Source organism: Nostoc edaphicum CCNP1411, assembly GCF_014023275.1.
GTDB classification, from domain to species: domain Bacteria; phylum Cyanobacteriota; class Cyanobacteriia; order Cyanobacteriales; family Nostocaceae; genus Nostoc; species Nostoc edaphicum_A.
The window spans coordinates 775,302-791,989 of sequence record NZ_CP054698.1 but is presented as its reverse complement, the minus strand read 5'-3'; the positions used below and the strand labels follow the sequence as shown (position 1 = coordinate 791,989).

Below are 16,688 nucleotides of genomic sequence, written 5' to 3'. Positions count from 1 at the left end.
ACTATTGTGGCTAAGTTGCCAACGAGTATATGTCCTACACAGAATACGCATCACCAAATAAGGTTGACGCACACTTTGATTTCTTTTGAAAACAAAGGTTAAAAGACCTATTTACCTAAAGTCGAAATCATAACCTTTACCTTTACCTCATCCAAAATGGGAGTTCTGGTTAGTGAAACTTAACTTTAAGAAGGTGATCAGTTAAGGTGTGCGATCGCATCATATTTGAATTGTGGTCATTGTTGCTTCTAATTGTTAGCAGAAGCTACAACTGTCCATTTTTGTGATGCCGCATTATACCAAGTTGCCAAAGATATTTTTTTATAACTTCATTTACAACATTAAATGAAGGCAATGAAATCTCTGGTAAACATTAGGTGAGCCAGGAATATTATTTTGCAAACAAAATAATATCTCTGACAATTTGGTATTACCAAAAATACACAGCTATTAATGATTCACGAATGAGATTGTGATTGTTCAAGCAATTCAAACAAAGGATGTGATTTGCAAATGCTTAATCATGTAGCTATGCAGTGTAAATTTGATGATCTCTTCCAATATCTTCTCATCATTTCTTAATCGCCCCTCTCCCAAACTTGGGAGAGGGGGAGTGATGAGAATTAAAACAACTAACTTAGTTGTAAACAAGCCAAATACTTTTTTTAAACCCAAAAGCAAGGATTAATTTATGGCAATTAGAAATGGAACACCCGATTCCGATACCCTTCAAGGTACCAGTGCAGCTGACACGATTCGTGGCTTTGCTGGTGATGATCTGTTATTGGGATCAGGTGGGAATGACCTCATTCGAGGCGGGGAAGATAAGGATACTCTGTTTGGTGGAGCCGGTGCCGACAGACTATTTGGCGATGCTGGCGAGGACTCCCTCTTTGGTGAGGGCGGTAATGACACCCTCTATGGTGGGCAGAGTGAGGACGATGTTCTTGATGAGAAAAACTTCCTCGATGGCGGCGCTGGTAATGACTTGCTCTTTGGTGGCTTTGAGGATACTCTGTTCGGCGGAGCTGGTAATGACACTCTGACAACTGCTAATAACAGTTTCGGTAAGAGCAATCTCAACGGTGGTGCAGGCGCTGACTCCCTGATTGGCAGTGACAGCTTTATAGAGGGTGATACCCTTGATGGCGGCGCTGGCAATGATTTCCTCGATGGTTTCGGCGGTGATGATTTCCTTATCGGTGATGACACTTTGGGTGTGGCTGGCGCTGATACCCTTTTTGGTGGAGATGGTAACGACACTCTCCAAGGCGATGCTGATAGCTTAAGTGGTGGTGGCAATGACTACCTCGATGGCGGAATCGGCGATGACTTCCTCGATGGTTTAGGTGGTGATGACATCCTCTTAGGTGGGGATGGTTTTGACACCCTCGATGGTGGGGATGGCAATGACAGCCTCAATGGTGGTCTTGGCAGTAGCACCCTAAATGGTGGTCTTGGCGATGACACTCTCCAAGGCGGCGCTGAAGCTGACTTCTTAGAAGGTGGGCCCGAAGAATTTGACGGCGACGACTCCCTTTTAGGCGGGAATGGTTTTGACACCCTAGTGGGCGGTTCTGGCGATGATACCCTGCTGGGTCAAGGTGGTGATGACAATCTTAATGGTGGAACAGGAGTTGATAGCCTTGTAGGCGGTGCTGGCAATGACACCCTCTTCGGTGGACAAGACGCCGAAGAAGGTCAAGCCGCACGCGACACCCTGACTGGCGGTGCGGGTACTGACATATTTGTGTTGGAAGAAGTAGGGTTTGAAGTACCAGATCCCGGCGAACCACCTGTACCTGCTCCTGTAGGCGACATTATCACTGACTTCCAGGATGGTGTAGATTTCTTCCAGGTTGACTTACCGTTTGAGGAACTCACAATCAGCCGTGTTGTTATTAATGGTCAAGCTAGTAGTCGGATTTCCATTGCTGAAACTGGCGAACTGTTAGCGACCGTAATTAACGTGGCTCCTGCACTGATCACAGAGTTCGATTTTCTATCGTAAGAAATGGGCAACCAGGCGGTGTACTTGGGTACCAGCCAAGTAGCACACACCTGATAGTACCCAGAAAATCAACAAAGCAGCCGCAGCGTCACGATAACGTACTGAGCCACTTTTGGGGTTGATTGTTTCAATTTTATCTCTCCTGCTGTCTTTATAGTTGAAGACGGCAGGAGACTAATAGTCTGCCAACCCAAAAATGCAGGGTGAAGATTGGGGAAAGAGATGAAACACCTTTACCGAATGGCACTAAGAAAAGCCCAAAAGCTTGTGTCGTCTCGTTCCCAGCCTGGAGGCTGGGAATGTATTTAAAAGAGGCTCTGCCTCAATTCAAGCTACTGGAGGCAGAGCCTCCCAGAATGGATTCCCAGCCTGGAAGCTGGGAACCAGTTATCTTTTCTTAGTGCTATTCACCTTTACCCTTTTCTCTTTACCCACCAAGTTCCCTTGGAGAACTACTAATAATCAAAGAGCAATGCGAATTTTATTTCTGCATCCAAATTTTCCTGCCCAATTTCGCAATGTAGCTGCTGCTTTAGCCAAAGACAAAGATAACCAAGTTTTCTTTGGAACTACTCGTCAGGAAGATAATTTACCAAGCGTTAATAAGGTAATTTATAGCCCTACACGAGAAGCTCGTCCCGAAACTCATCACTATGTTAGACCTCTAGAAAATGCTGTCCTTCAGGGTCAAAGTGTTTATAGGCTGGCAGAAAAACTCAAAGCCCAAAAATTTATTCCCGATGTTGTCTATGGTCATTCGGGTTGGGGGCCGACTTTATTCATCAAAGATATTTTTCCCGATGCCAAATTACTATGCTATTTCGAGTGGTTTTATCATGCTCATGGCTCCGATGCAGATTTCGATCGCAGCGAACCCTTAACTTCTGACGATAAAGCCCGGATTCGGATTAAAAATGCTCCGATTCTACAGGATTTATATAGTTGCGATCGCGGTCTTTCTCCCACCTATTGGCAGCGTCAGCAATTTCCCTCGGAATATCACAATAAAATCAATGTCCTTCATGATGGCATTGACACAGAATTCTTTTGCCCCAAACCGGGAGCAAAATTAATTCTCCCACGCATCAATCTAGACCTTTCTCACGCCAAAGAAATCGTCACTTATGTAGCGCGGGGTATGGAGCCTTATCGGGGATTTCCCCAGTTTATCGAGGCGGTAGCTTTACTCCAACAACAACGTCCGCATTGCCATGTCGTAATTGTGGGAGAAAACCGTGTAGCTTACGGCAAACAACTACCTGATGGTAAAACCTACAAAGAGGTGATGCTGGAAAAATATGATCTTGACCTGAGCAGAGTTCACTTTACAGGTTGGCTACCTTATTCTGAATACCTGCAAGTTCTCCAAGCTTCTTCTGTCCATGTTTATCTCACTCGTCCCTTTGTCTTGTCGTGGTCAATGTTGGAAGCTTTATCTGTAGGTTGTTTGTTGGTAGCTGCCAAAACTGCTCCCGTAACTGAGGTGATCCAAGATGGTGTTAATGGTCTGTTGGTAGACTTTTTTTCACCCCAGGAAATTTGCGATCGCATTACAGAAGCACTCACCCATCCAGACAAAATGGCCTCAATTAGGGTCAAAGCCAGGGAAACAATCTTAGAGCGCTATAACTTGTCGCAGTTATTACCCCAACATCTGCAATGGATACAACAGCAAGAAAATCAGAGCAGTAATCTAATTTCTCTACATAAAAAAGCTCAGTTAGAACTGATTACCACGACTCAAGATAATCACTCAAATTCATCAACAACACTCTTACAAGTGCATAACCAGACGGTAACAACTCAAGATATTATCCCTCTCTTGAATCGATACCAACTGCTATCAAAGCTCCAGGAAGAACTTTTGATTGATGAAGTAATTACACCCTTTAGCTGCACACCAGAAGAAGAAGCCAAGTGTTACCAAGACTTGTGCAAACAGCATCAATTGACATCAGAAGCTGAACGTCAAAATTGGTTGCGGCAGCAGAATATGACTGAAACACAATTTTTAGATTTAGCAACCCGCAACCTGAGAATTGAAAAGTTTAAACAAGCCACTTGGGGTAGTAAATTAGACTCCCACTTTTACAAACTCAAGCCAAAACTTGATCATGTTATCTACTCTTTAATTCGCCTTCGGGATGCGGCTGTTGCTCAAGAACTTTACTTCCGTCTTGTAGAAGGTGAACAGTCCTTTGCTGAAATTGCAAGGCAATACTCTCAAGGTGGAGAAGCTCAGGCTGGTGGCTTAGTGGGGCCAGTTGCATTGAGTACACCCCATCCCAAACTAGCCCGAATCCTCGCCATCAGCCAACCAGAGCAGGTATCGCCACCAACCCACATCGGAGATTGGTGGGTAATCGTGCGGTTGGAAAAGCTCATACCAGCCCAACTTAACGAACCTATGCAGCAACGGTTGCTCAACGAACTTTTCTCTTCTTGGTTACAAGAGCAACTACAACAACAGACTTTTCAACAACAAGTTGAAGTCCAAAAACCAGCTTAATTTTTTTTAAGGAGCATAATATGACAGCTTTCAACTTTAGTGAACAGAGCCTAGTCGGAAACAATTTTAACGGTCAAAACTTAAATGGCTCCAATTTTTTCAAAGCTACCCTTACAAATGTTCAATTCGTCAATACAGGGCTGCGAGGCACTAACTTTGAAGAAGCAAAGCTATTTAACGTAAATGCATCTGGTGCAATTTTTGCCCCTAATAATAACTTTTCTCAACCAGCTAATTTGTTCAAGGTGACATTAGAAAATGTCAATTTCAGTGGAGCCAATTTGAGACAGGCTAATCTGTCGCTGATTAACACGAAATTCATCAATCTATCAAACGCTAACCTGACTAATGCTAATTTGCGGGAAGCTAATCTCAGTGGTGAACAATCTGAGCGCCCCAACCTGAGAGGTGCTAACTTCACGGGAGCCGATTTATTTAAGGCGAAGCTAAAAGCCGCTGACTTTACAGGTGCAACGCTCGTGAATGCCAGCTTTCTAGAGGCTGAGTTGGATAGTACTATTTTGGTCAACGTCGATGCAACGGGGGCTGACTTTCGTCTGACAAACTTGACCGATTTTACCTTACAAAACTCTATTTTTGATCTGGCTAATTTCAGTGATCTCTCCATCAGTGATGTAGAACTACTAAATCCAACACAGTCAGGTAATGTTAAATTTCGTGGCGCGAATTTCAGCAACGTTTCCGCAGAAGATTTGATTTTAACTGGTGCTGATTTTAGTTCCTTCATAGATGCCAATGGCAATGTTACAGTAACAAACTTGAGTGGGGCTGACTTTGCTGATACTGATTTGAGTGGAGCTAACTTTACCCAAGCCAACGCAGAAGGTCTTTTTTTTAATGGACTTGCCGTTGGTGCAAATTTCACGGATGCCAACTTGAGGAACGCTAATCTGTCTAAAGGGGACTTTACCGATGCCATTTTCGTGGGAGCGGATCTTACTGGTGCGATCGCAGATGATGCAATTGGTCTAGATATTGGAGATGAATTTAACAACACCCTCACCGGAACCAGCAACAACGATAATCTCTTTGGCTTTGCTGGGAATGACACCTTAATTGGTAATGCAGGGAATGATTATCTAGACGGCGGTTTAGGCGCTGATTCTCTATTTGGTGGTGGCGGAAATGACACCTTGTTTGGTGGTGCTGGTGCTGACAATCTCACCGGTGGTGCAGGTAATGACTACCTCAATGGTGGCGCTGGCAATGACACACTTACTGGAGGGAATGGCAGTGATACCATTCGCTATAACTTGGGTGATGGTCAAGACCGAATCAACGAATTTGTAACAGGAGCAGGGGGAGATATCCTTTCTTTCGGTGGTATTGCTGCAATAGATGTGCGTATTGTCAACGGTAATAGTCAGTTCCGATTAGGAGATGGCATCGTGAACAATGCAAATTTTGGTACTGGACAGTTGTTATTCACCCTTTTTGGTACTACCTTTACCCAAGCTGACATTAGTACAAATATTGATCCAAGCAACAGTTCTGTCTTCCAGTTCTCGTAAGCTTATGGAAACCTGAGTCGATAAAATAGGCTCAGGTTTTTGTAATACCTTCGCCAAAAAAAGATCGACTCATGGCGAGATTGATTCTTCTGCCAACAATTCTGATGCTGCTTCACCATTAACAGCATTATCGGAATCACTAGATTTAGAAAACCCATCTGCTACATCTTTGAGAAAACCAGCTACAGGTACTGCTATTACCAAACCTAAGACTCCACCAACATTTGTTCCGACAAGCAAAGCAATTAACACCCATATTGGTCGAATACCAGTAAATTTACCTAAAAGACGTGGTGCGATCGCCTGATCAATTAACTGGTCAATGACAACAGCTACCGCAAAAACCTTTACTGCTAACCAAAAGTTATGTGTGGCTATGATGAAAGTTATTACAACAAGACTGACGACATCACCAAAGGGAATTAAGCTCAAAAGCCCAACTCCCAAACCAAAAAGTAAAGCAAACTGGACTTGAAAACCTAAAAACAATAATGTTATTGAAACACCCATCAGCAAAGCTAAAGTTCCCTGACCAATCAAATAATTTTGGAAGTTTTGCTGAATAGACTGGCTTACCTGTTGAGCTAGACTTCCAGGTAACTTCTTAAATATACCCTCCCAAATTCTTGGGCCATCTAACAACAGGTAAAAAGTCAGCACTACTATGATTAACGCCTCAGAAACACTATCAATTGTATCTATAATAATGCTTAAAAGTTTATCTGAAATAAACTCTAATTCATTGGGTAATTGGTCATTAATTTGCACTAATAACTGACTTAAATTCACATTTATTCTATGTCTAAAAAACCATTCATTTACAATCTGAAGTTTTTCTTCGCTAGAATCAATCCATTGGGGAAAGACTTTAACCATCTCATTAAACTGCTCTAAAATAATGGGCAGTAAAGTGATACCCAGAGCAACGATAATTATCAATGCTGATATAAAAACTAACGCTACTGCATAGCCACGTTTAAGTCCTCGCTTTTGGATAATTGAAACAGGATAGTTTAAAACGAATGCCAGCAAAGTAGCCAAGACAAGAATTGTGACGACAGGTTGAAAATTTTTAACGAGTAAAAATACTAGCCAACCATTAAGAAAAGCTAGAGGAAATAGTAGCGTAAAAATTAACCATCTAAGTAGTTGATTCAGTGAAAAATTCATAGTTGATTTTAAAATCAAAATTATTCTAATTTCTACATTGAACCTGAGAACTAAATATGCACAAGGGGAAATAGTTGAAGAAGAATTCAGGAGTCAGAATTCAGGAACGGAGCCGGAGACGCTCCGCCTCCGGTCAGAATCAAGACGCTCTCTACGAGACGCTAAAAGCGAACGCGGACTCGCTAACGCTGCGCTATCCGCCAGTCATACAGAATACCTTTCCTGTATTCTGACTCCTGACTCCTGAATTCTGTTCGATAAGAAAAATATTTCCCATTCCCTACTATTCCAAATTTTAACTTTCAGCAAAAGCTAAAAATTGCTCCTCATTTATTCGCCCTGCTTGATACAGAGTATTAGTAATTTCTGAAATAGTTAAAACCGCATGACTCCGATAACCATTTTGCTGTAATCTAGCTTTTACCCCTTGTTCATGGTCGATAAATACTACAATATCATTAACATTTAATCCTGCTGATTCTAACTTTCCTGCCCCTTCCATGACACTTTTGCCACTGATGAGAATATCGTCAACTACTACAACTGTTTCACCAGGGTGAAAGTTACCTTCAATTACTCTCCGCGTTCCGTGTGCCTTTACCTCTTTACGAGGGAAAATCATTGGACAATGAAGGCGCAAAGCTAAACCAGTCGCAGTAGGTAAAGAACCATAAGGAATACCTGCTAACCTATCAAAATTCAGGTTTTTCAAAATATCCTCATAAGCTGTGAGAACTTGATTAAAAACTTGAGGATTGGAAATAATTTTGCGTAAGTCGATGTAATAAGGAAATATAGCTCCCGATGCTTGGACAAAGCTGCCAAACATAATGCAGTCAATATCATAAAGTTGTAAAATCAAATCCTGGTGGGGATGCTGATTGAGTAAACAAACATCAGGAAACCACACAGAACATGTGGAATTTTCGTGAATAATTTCAGCTTTTATTTGATTAATTTCTGCACGTAGAGACTGGATTTGCTCAGATAATTGTGTGTTTCCCAACATATCTTGAGGAACAGGAATCAGCAAACCATCACCGTTAGCATTCAAGCCTACTTCTAAAATTTGCTTCAGGCTTTGACCCTCTGCCCAGATGCTACGCGCCATAATAATTCGTTCCGGCGCGATCGCTCGAATAAGTCCTAAAACTTCAGGATTTGTAGTTCCCACTTCCAAACCCAATTGTTCTGGAGTTCCCCAAGTTTTTGATTCTTTTACCACCTGTAAATAAAGAGGTGATTCATTTGTAGGATATTGCTGTAAAGCTTCTGCACCTGGATTAGAAGTACAGCATAAGATAAATACCGCTTTATCAGGATAGACCAAAAAAGGTGCTACATGATCTTGTCCTGTGTAGGGACTGAGAGTGATTGCATCTACCTGCCATTCTGTAAACACAGTCCGAGCAAAAATAGTACTAGTATTTAAGTCACTGTGTTTGGCATCTAAAATAACTGGGATGTGGGCTGGAATAGCTGCTAAAGTTTTGTACAGCAGTTCTAAACCTGGAATACCTAACGCTTCGTAAAAGCCAAGTGTTGGTTTATAAGCACAAACGAAATCAGCAGTTTCAGCAATAATGAATTGTAACCACTTCTCCAAACCAGCGATGAGTTCTTCAGATTCATACCGCACAGGCATCATCTCTGGATTTGGATCAAGTCCTACAAATAGTAAGCTTTGATTTTGCAAGATATTTCCATTCAATTTATCAAAAAAGTTCATATTTTTTAAATAAAAAAGAGTCATTTGTCATTTGTCGTTGGTCATTGGTTATTAGTACCCGCGTCTATTTATCTCCATGACCAGAGTTTTTTTACTAAAACATTGATTCTGTTAGTTGAGTGCCTCCAGCTTTTTGCCCTAATCGAGAGTGAATCACTGCAAATAAGATAACCAGCGGTACTGAGGCAAAGTGAACGATTCGCAATGCTTGCCAATTGCCAAACAAATCCACTATCCAGGGAAACTGAGCAGGTTTATACATTCCTATTCCTGTAAATAAGGCCAGCAGCAAAATAGGAATAATTGCTGTATATGCAATCCGATGCCAAGCATAAATTAGACGCTTAGAATTTTGAGTTTTTTGTAATGCTTTGAAGTCATTAGCACCGACAAACCGATGTCGCCAACGCCGGGTAATTAAAATGTAAATTCCATACCACAAGAGATTTAGGGAGAATAGCCACATTGCTGCAAAATGCCAGTGTCTACCTCCTGCAAGCCAACCTCCTAAAGTAAATATCGGAGGAATGTGCAAACCTGCACGTCCACCAAAAACAGGGTTGGCGTTGTAAATTTGTAGTCCACTGGTGAGCATGATAAATAGACTAATGATGTTACACCAGTGGAAAATTTTGGCTCCTATTGCTTGAGTGGGTGGCTTTCGAGTTTGAGAAGGAACGGTCGAATTCATAAATTTTGATTGATAAAATTCGCTGTTTACCTGTCTTGGTTAAATAGCCTAGCAAGTTTGAGGATGGTTAACTTAGCTTTATTTTCCCATCATTAGATCCAGTATTCTGACATTGATGGTCTACCATCTGCTGTTTTAACTGTCAGTTTAGGTATAGCTAGGGTTGTTCTAAGCTAAATTTTCCAAATTGGGCGATGTCTTACAGCAGTCTGCTCGTAACAACACGATAAATTGCATTCCATCACTTCCTCGCTCAAAGGATTGCTGATGCTTGAATCCCAATTTCTGCCATACCCGTATCGCACGCTTGTTGAATGCCGCAATTGTTACCCGAAAAGCTTTTGGCTGAAATAAACTATCTGCAAATTCCAATACGGCATTGGCATACTCAGCGCCTTTTCCTCGTCCGGTCAAGTCAGGGCGAATCCCCATACCAATATCCAACGCCTGCTCATGGTAATCACCACCACTTACCTGTCCATCTTGTCCAAAAGAACAGTAAGCTACCAACTCGCCATTCTCATCCAGAATACTGTAAAAGGTGTTCTGGGGGTGCAGAATATGTTGTAGTAGATTAGCTTCTGGCTCTGAGTAGTTATATAAATCATAGAGCGGCTCGTATCGCCAACTTAGGAAAGCGTGTGCATTACTCTCATTCATGAGGTTAAAGGTGAACATTACTTTACTCTGATGTTTGTACTACCCTCACCCTAACTTTGAGATGCGCTCAGTATAACTCGACGAGACTAATCCCGAATGGAAGAATGACATTATCTTTTAAGTTACTCAATGGTATTGAGGCTAATAAAAATATTTCTTTCCAATAATAGATATAAGAGATTAATAAGAACTAACTAAAAAATCTATCTTTGGAAAGATGCCCTTTGAATCTTTTGATTCAACAAGAGTATCTAAAGTAAGGTATATACCAATAAATAAACATATTAACTAAATTTAATGATATAAATTTCTTGTATAACATTTATAGCAATGTTTACGATAAGAAAAAACAATAATAAATAATGAAATACAATGCCTAGACTCATAGGAAAACGCTCTAATAATGGAGCAAATACAACTGTTTTAATCATCCTTGTTGCCATATTTGGGGTATTACTCGAATACTTTGGCATGATTGATCTCGTTCCCAGTTTTGGTAGAGAGGGACGATATTTTCAGCTTAAAGGTCAAGTAACCAACGAACAAGTGATTGAACAAGAAAATCAATATAGAAGGGATAGATAAATGCGTAAAGGTAGTGATGTTATAGATAAAGTTGTCGTTACCTACGACACAGGCGAGAAAGTTGTCCGAATTATAGATTTAATTTTTGACCAGAAACGCAATCAACTTTTGGGTTTTCTCGTTGCAGAAAAAGGACTATTTCGAGATGCAAAAGTGATTCCTCTGGAAGAAGTGCAAGCGATTGGGTTAGATGCGATTGTAGTTAACTCGAAAGAATCTGTTGTTAAAGCACATCGTGTCCCTGCAATTAAAGAGATTCTGCACCAAAATATTGTGCTGAGAAAAAAGAGAATTCTGACTACTGAGGGACTTGACCTTGGTGGATTGGTCGATTTGTTCTTCGATGAGCATAGTGGACTGGTGGAAGGATACGAAGTTTCTGGTGGTGTATTTGCCGATGCTTACTCAGGGCGATCGTTCGTTCCTGCTCGTGAAGCCCTGAAAATTGGTTATGATGTTGCCTTTGTACCTCCAGAAACCTCTCAAATGATGGAAGAACAGATCGGTGGTATCCGAGGAGCAGTTCAGGCAACTGGAGATAGATTACAGGAATCAGCTGAGACTACCAATCGCAGACTACAAACAGCATCTCAAACTGTGAATGAGCAGATGCAAAGCTCAGTAGAGAGTATGAACCGTGTGCTACAGGAAGCAAGTCAGAATGCAGGTGAGCAATTGCAAGCTGTAACTGATGCCACTAGCAGCAAACTGCAAGACCTCAATCGAGATGCAACTGCTTCCCTAACAAACAATTTGGTTGATCCTGCCGAGCAAAAGGTATATGTGATTGGCAAGTATGTTGAGCGGGATGTGCTGACTCCAGACGGGAATGTACTGCTACTACAGGGGCAGGAAGTGACGCTAGTCGATGCAGAAGCGGCTGATCGCATGGGTATCCTTGATGAACTCTATCGAGCTACGGGTGGCAGTCTGACTGTCAATATCAGTCGCAATTTGCAAGCAGCAACAGAATCTACTAGCAATCGAATTGGGAGCCTAACTCACAGTAGCGCCGCTAATCTGCGTCACTCGCTTGATTCGCTAGTAGGACATGTGGCGATCCAGCAGGCAAGAGGGCGTAGAGTCGTACAAACAGTGCGTGCCAACGATGGCTTAATTATTGCGGCATCTGGGCAAATTGTAACGGAATCCCTTCTTGATCGGGCCCAGACTTACGGTAAAGAAGCAGAATTGCTGAACGCTGTCGGTCTGACTCTGGCAACGGCAGTCGGTTCTACCGCAAGTGACAGATGGTTAGAAAACAAAGTTCAACTGCGCGACGGGGCAAGTATTGCTCAAGAGAATCTCAACACTTTTTGGCAAGCCTTGAAAGCGAAGGCAGAAAACTTACAAGGACGCGGCACACGAGCAATGAAGAAGCAACGGATTGAACAAGCTCTGGGTCGTCCAGTTACCCGTGTCATTCTTGACCCAGAAGACAACGTGATTCTGAATGTAGGTGAATTGATTACACATCGCGCTGTTAGTCAAGCTGAAGAAAGTGGAGTTCTGAATATCTTACTGAGTTCGGTCTATACCAAGGAGCCACAAATCTCTGATCAGGAGTTACGTGCTTCAGAATATGGAATGGCAGCCTTGGCGCATCATGGTAATGGGGTAAAATGAACAACCGATGCTGTTGGCAACGCTCGTGTTGATAGATTTCTTAAATATTACCTAAAAGCTGGCGTGTTTTCTCATAGCGGCATAGTGTCTTGCTGTTGTATTCATTTCAATGACCAACTCTGTACCTTGACCTAATTGAGAATTACACTTCAGTTTACCTTGATGTTTTTCAACTATAATTTGCCGACTAATTGATAGCCCTAATCCTTGACCTTTGCCTACTGGTTTGGTCGTAAAAAATGGTTCAAATATATGTCTTTGGATATGGGGAAGTATCCCTTTGCCATTGTCAAAAATGCGAATTATAATTTTGTGTTTTTTTCCTAGTCGTTTATCATTTACCCAAGGTTCATTACTATTGACCAATGATAAATGACTGCTAACAATTTCTGTATTAATCAAAATTTTGGGAGTAAAAGAATAATCATGTTTCATCCTCTCTTCTAAGGCATCAATAGCATTAGTTAAGATATTCATAAATACCTGATTTAGTTCACCAGGGTAACATTCGATTAAGGGTAATTCACCAAAAGTTTTAATTACTTCAATCCCGGCTCTATCAGGTTTTTCTTTCAGACGATGCTGTAAAATTCTCAGAACACTATCAATTCCTTTATGCAGGTCAACCTTTTTCATTTGACCTTCGTCGGAGCTTGAAAAATTCTGCAAGGCGAAAACAATTTCTTTGACGCGCTCAGAGCCAGCTCGCATTGACCACAACAATTTTAAAAAGTCTGTTTTCACAAAACTAAGGTCGAGGTGTTGCAGATGTAAGGCAATGACTGGGCTGGGTGTGGGATAGTGATGTTGGTAAAGTTCTATGATTCTGATTAAGTCTTCAGCATATTGACTGGCGGGATGGAGATTGCCGTAGATGAAGCTAACCGGGTTGTTAATTTCGTTAGCCATATCCGCCACCAGTTGACCGAGATTAGCCATTTTCTGGTTTTGCAATAACTGCTTTTGGGTATATTTGAGTTCATCAAGGGTAGTTTCTAGCTGCTGTGATTTTTCCCTAATTTGGTCTTCGGTAGATTGGCGTTGGGCAATTTCTCTTTGGAGTTGTTCAAATTGTTGGTATTGTTGAGTAGCGTAGGCGCAGCCCGTCGTAGACATCGCCTTATCCTGAGTAATATCCTTGTGCGTCCCCGCCATCCGCACTGGTTTCCCGGATTTATCCCACTGAAATACTTTGCCACAAGTCAGAATCCACTTCCACTCCCCGGATTTGGTCAACATTCTGAATTCAACTTCAAACACTGGTGTGCATCCTTGGAGATAATCGTGCAATACCTGGCGAATTCTGGGTAAATCTTGTGGATGTATAAGTTGCTCAAAGGATTTATAATCGTTGTCGATTTCGTCTACTTCATATCCCAGAATGTGCTTCCACTGAGGATCATAATAGGTTTTGTCAGTTATGAGATTCCAATCCCACAACCCCAAGCCACTGGCGATTAATGCCATTTGTAAGGCGGCTTGTGAGTATTGACAAGCATCTAAATTTTCTTGAGATAAGTCTTTTGGTTCTGGCAAACTCGGCGAATCTTTTACTGACAATGGAACTTCCGGTTCATGGGTAGTGGGTTCTTCGATATGCATAGCTGCTGGTACGATGAGGAAGATATCCTGTAGCTCTCTCTCTACGCTGTCTTAGCACCCTGACGATCCTGTTACGGACAAATCGTCTACTTGGTTTTATCGGGCTGTAACTTAGGTTCAGAGATATATCAGCCCATATCATCAACTGGGATGGAATTTAGAAAAAGGTAAACAGACGAATGTAACCTGTGTTGCGATCGCAATGGCAATTTTTTAGAAAAAAAAATAGCTACATTGTGTGCATCTACATTCTAAGATATGTCGAAAAAAAGTAGTTCAAATCACATAAAATTACCTAAAAACTCGGAAATTTTTGTAAAAAAAATTCTATGATTAAGTCACGTCAAATTTTTAAGGATACAAAAAATTGCCAAGGCTTATCTGTAGCTTTTTTGACCAAGACTGGCTGCTCTCTATACAAAGCAGGGTAGATTGAGTTGCAAAGTTTAATGGTGTGAGAAAACGTCATGCTGAATTAGAGTTAATGAGTAATGACTATAGATGAAATAGTATTGCTACTAAAAGCCAGTCAAGCAAACGGTTTAACGACACTCCAAGAGTTGATATTGCGTTCTTCGTGGGAAGGAAAAACCTATGCCAATATAGCCTGTGAAGCTGACTACGGCGAAGAACGTGTCAAGAAAATTGCTGCTCATTTATGGCAATTATTAAGCTGTTTATCCAAAGAACCGATAAATAAGTCCAATTTCCGTCAGACTCTAGAAAATCATCATCTCAGCAAAGCACATCAGCAGTTAGTTAAAGAATTCAACCGAGCAGCTACGGCGATATCCTTAGAATTTCCTAGTGGGTCAGTATCCCTTAATTCCAGATTTTACATCTCTCGCCCGCCAATTGAAGAACTTGCTTACGCAGAAATGGCTGAAGCTGGGAGTGTCATTTGCATCAAAGCACCCAAGAAGATGGGGAAAAGCTCTCTGGTTCTCCGGTTACTTGCACGCGCTAAGAAACAAGGCTTTCACACCGTAACTTTGGACTTTCAGCAAGCAGATAAAGCAGTTTTTGCCAGTTTGGATAAATTTTTGCGCTGGTTATGTGCCAACGTCAGTCGGGAGTTACAGCTAGAACCAAAACTCAATGATTATTGGCACGAAGATATGGGTAGCAAAGTCAGCTGCTCTATCTATTTCCAACAATATTTACTGCCTGCACTCTCAAGTCCCCTTGTTTTGGTATTAAATGAAGTGGATTGGGTGTTTGAGTATCAGGAAATAGCTGGAGAATTTTTACCGTTAGTGCGATCGTGGCATGAACAAGCCAAAAGGGTAGAAATTTGGCAAAAGCTGCGTCTGGTTCTGGTTTATTCAACGGAAATTCTGATTCCCACAAAACTGACTCAATCGCCGTTTAATATTGGTTTAACAATTAATTTACCTCCCTTTACCAAAGAGCAGGTGCAGGATTTAGCCCAACGTCACGGTTTGGATTGGACAGATGGTAAAGATGCCGACAGTTTGATGGCAATGGTGGGAGGAAATCCTTATTTAGTGCGATTGGCACTGTATCACTTTGTGGGTAAAGGTGGATTACAACGGGATTTAAGACAGCTATTGCAACAAGCAACCACAGAAGCCGGAATTTATCACGATTATTTAAAGCAGTATGTGTTAGCACTACGAGATGAGCCAGAATTGGGAAATGCTTTTTATGAAGTAATTAATACTACAAGTTATGTGAAATTAGAGCCAGCATTGGCATATAAATTACAGAGTATAGGGTTAATTAATTTAGAAGGCGATGTCAACGACGGGCTACGCCTACGCAGTACTCCTGCGTGTGAATTATATCGTTTATATTTCCGACAATATCTGAAAAAAAGTGAGCATTTCAACAATAGTTATGTTGAACGGTTGAAACAAGAAAATCAACAGTTGTTTGTCCTCTCTAGCTTAGATGAACTAACTCAATTAGTTAATCGCCGCTACTTTCAAACCTACCTACAAATTGAGTGGCAAAGATCCGCTCGTCAAAGCACTCCCATATCACTGATTTTGTGCGATATTGACTATTTTAAAATTTATAATAAAACTTACGGAAATTCGGCAGGAGATGAGTGTTTACGGCAAATCGCTAATACTATCTGTAACTGCATCAACCACTCACCAAATAATAGCAGTTTTTCATACAGTAAGAGCATGATTTCTTCTACTGCTAGTGCTTTTGTGATTTCCCAGAGAGGAGATTTTAGAGAAGAAAGCAGTAGAGTGTTAGTGGCTCGTTACGGTGGTGAAGAATTCGCCATTCTTGCTCAAGTAGAGATTACGGTTGCAATGGACATTGCCGAACATATTCGAGATCAAGTAAAAGCTTTAGGGATTAAGTGTGAGTATCCTAGCATTGGTGGTTTACCTGCTGCTGTTTTAACTGTGAGTTTAGGAGTGGCTAGTGTTATTCCGGCAATAGAAACTGAGCCTGCTACTTTAGTTAATGCTGCCGAGGAAGCACTCTATAAAGCAAAAAGAAAAGGACGCGATCGCGTTGTAGTTTAATGAAAGCGACGGGAAACTCCATCCCCTTATGGGTGGAGCAGGGATAGTTGCCCCGTCGCTTGG

The 16,688-nt window shown here is 41.5% G+C and carries 11 protein-coding genes; 6 read left to right on the top strand and 5 right to left on the bottom strand.

Annotated features, from left to right (window positions below; translation table 11 throughout):
- Positions 1-691 precede the first annotated feature (691 nt).
- From HUN01_RS06105 to HUN01_RS06095, 3 genes are all read left to right on the top strand, one after another.
- Positions 692-2,011: a calcium-binding protein gene (locus tag HUN01_RS06105; RefSeq protein ID WP_181930521.1), complete on the top strand. Its 1,320-nt coding sequence runs from the start codon at positions 692-694 to the stop codon at positions 2,009-2,011.
- Between the two features lie 472 nt (positions 2,012-2,483).
- Positions 2,484-4,520 (top strand): glycosyltransferase, encoded by a 2,037-nt coding sequence (locus HUN01_RS06100; protein ID WP_181930520.1) that lies wholly within the window; start codon positions 2,484-2,486, stop codon positions 4,518-4,520.
- 20 nt (positions 4,521-4,540) lie between these two features.
- The gene (locus HUN01_RS06095; RefSeq protein WP_181930519.1) at positions 4,541-6,052 is read left to right on the top strand and encodes a pentapeptide repeat-containing protein; all 1,512 of its coding nucleotides are present in this window, start codon (positions 4,541-4,543) and stop codon (positions 6,050-6,052) included.
- A 69-nt stretch (positions 6,053-6,121) separates the two neighbouring features.
- Here the strand turns inward: HUN01_RS06095 and HUN01_RS06090 are convergent, their stop codons facing one another.
- From HUN01_RS06090 to HUN01_RS06075, 4 genes are all read right to left on the bottom strand, one after another.
- Positions 6,122-7,222 (bottom strand): AI-2E family transporter, encoded by a 1,101-nt coding sequence (locus HUN01_RS06090; RefSeq protein WP_181930518.1) that lies wholly within the window; start codon positions 7,220-7,222, stop codon positions 6,122-6,124.
- Positions 7,223-7,517: 295 nt separating this feature from the next.
- Entirely contained in the window at positions 7,518-8,951 is a 1,434-nt protein-coding gene (locus HUN01_RS06085; protein ID WP_181932579.1) for a bifunctional orotidine-5'-phosphate decarboxylase/orotate phosphoribosyltransferase, read from the bottom strand.
- A 94-nt stretch (positions 8,952-9,045) separates the two neighbouring features.
- Positions 9,046-9,642: a cytochrome b/b6 domain-containing protein gene (locus HUN01_RS06080; protein ID WP_181930517.1), complete on the bottom strand. Its 597-nt coding sequence runs from the start codon at positions 9,640-9,642 to the stop codon at positions 9,046-9,048.
- 168 nt (positions 9,643-9,810) lie between these two features.
- Positions 9,811-10,302 carry a GNAT family N-acetyltransferase gene (locus HUN01_RS06075; protein WP_181930516.1) on the bottom strand — a complete coding sequence of 164 codons (492 nt, stop codon included), beginning with the start codon at positions 10,300-10,302 and terminating at the stop codon, positions 9,811-9,813.
- 372 nt (positions 10,303-10,674) lie between these two features.
- Here HUN01_RS06075 and HUN01_RS06070 point away from each other — a divergent pair, with 372 nt between their 5' ends.
- Positions 10,675-10,887, top strand: coding sequence for a hypothetical protein (locus HUN01_RS06070; RefSeq protein WP_181930515.1), 213 nt, complete (start codon positions 10,675-10,677; stop codon positions 10,885-10,887).
- Complete coding sequence (locus tag HUN01_RS06065) at positions 10,888-12,513, top strand: PRC-barrel domain-containing protein (protein WP_181930514.1); 1,626 nt, start codon at positions 10,888-10,890, stop codon at positions 12,511-12,513.
- Between the two features lie 51 nt (positions 12,514-12,564).
- On the opposite strand, the gene HUN01_RS06060 is transcribed toward HUN01_RS06065, so the two are convergent.
- Positions 12,565-14,115: a sensor histidine kinase gene (locus HUN01_RS06060; protein WP_181930513.1), complete on the bottom strand. Its 1,551-nt coding sequence runs from the start codon at positions 14,113-14,115 to the stop codon at positions 12,565-12,567.
- 491 nt (positions 14,116-14,606) lie between these two features.
- Here HUN01_RS06060 and HUN01_RS06055 point away from each other — a divergent pair, with 491 nt between their 5' ends.
- Complete coding sequence (locus tag HUN01_RS06055; RefSeq protein ID WP_181930512.1) at positions 14,607-16,625, top strand: AAA-like domain-containing protein; 2,019 nt, start codon at positions 14,607-14,609, stop codon at positions 16,623-16,625.
- Positions 16,626-16,688 lie beyond the last annotated feature (63 nt).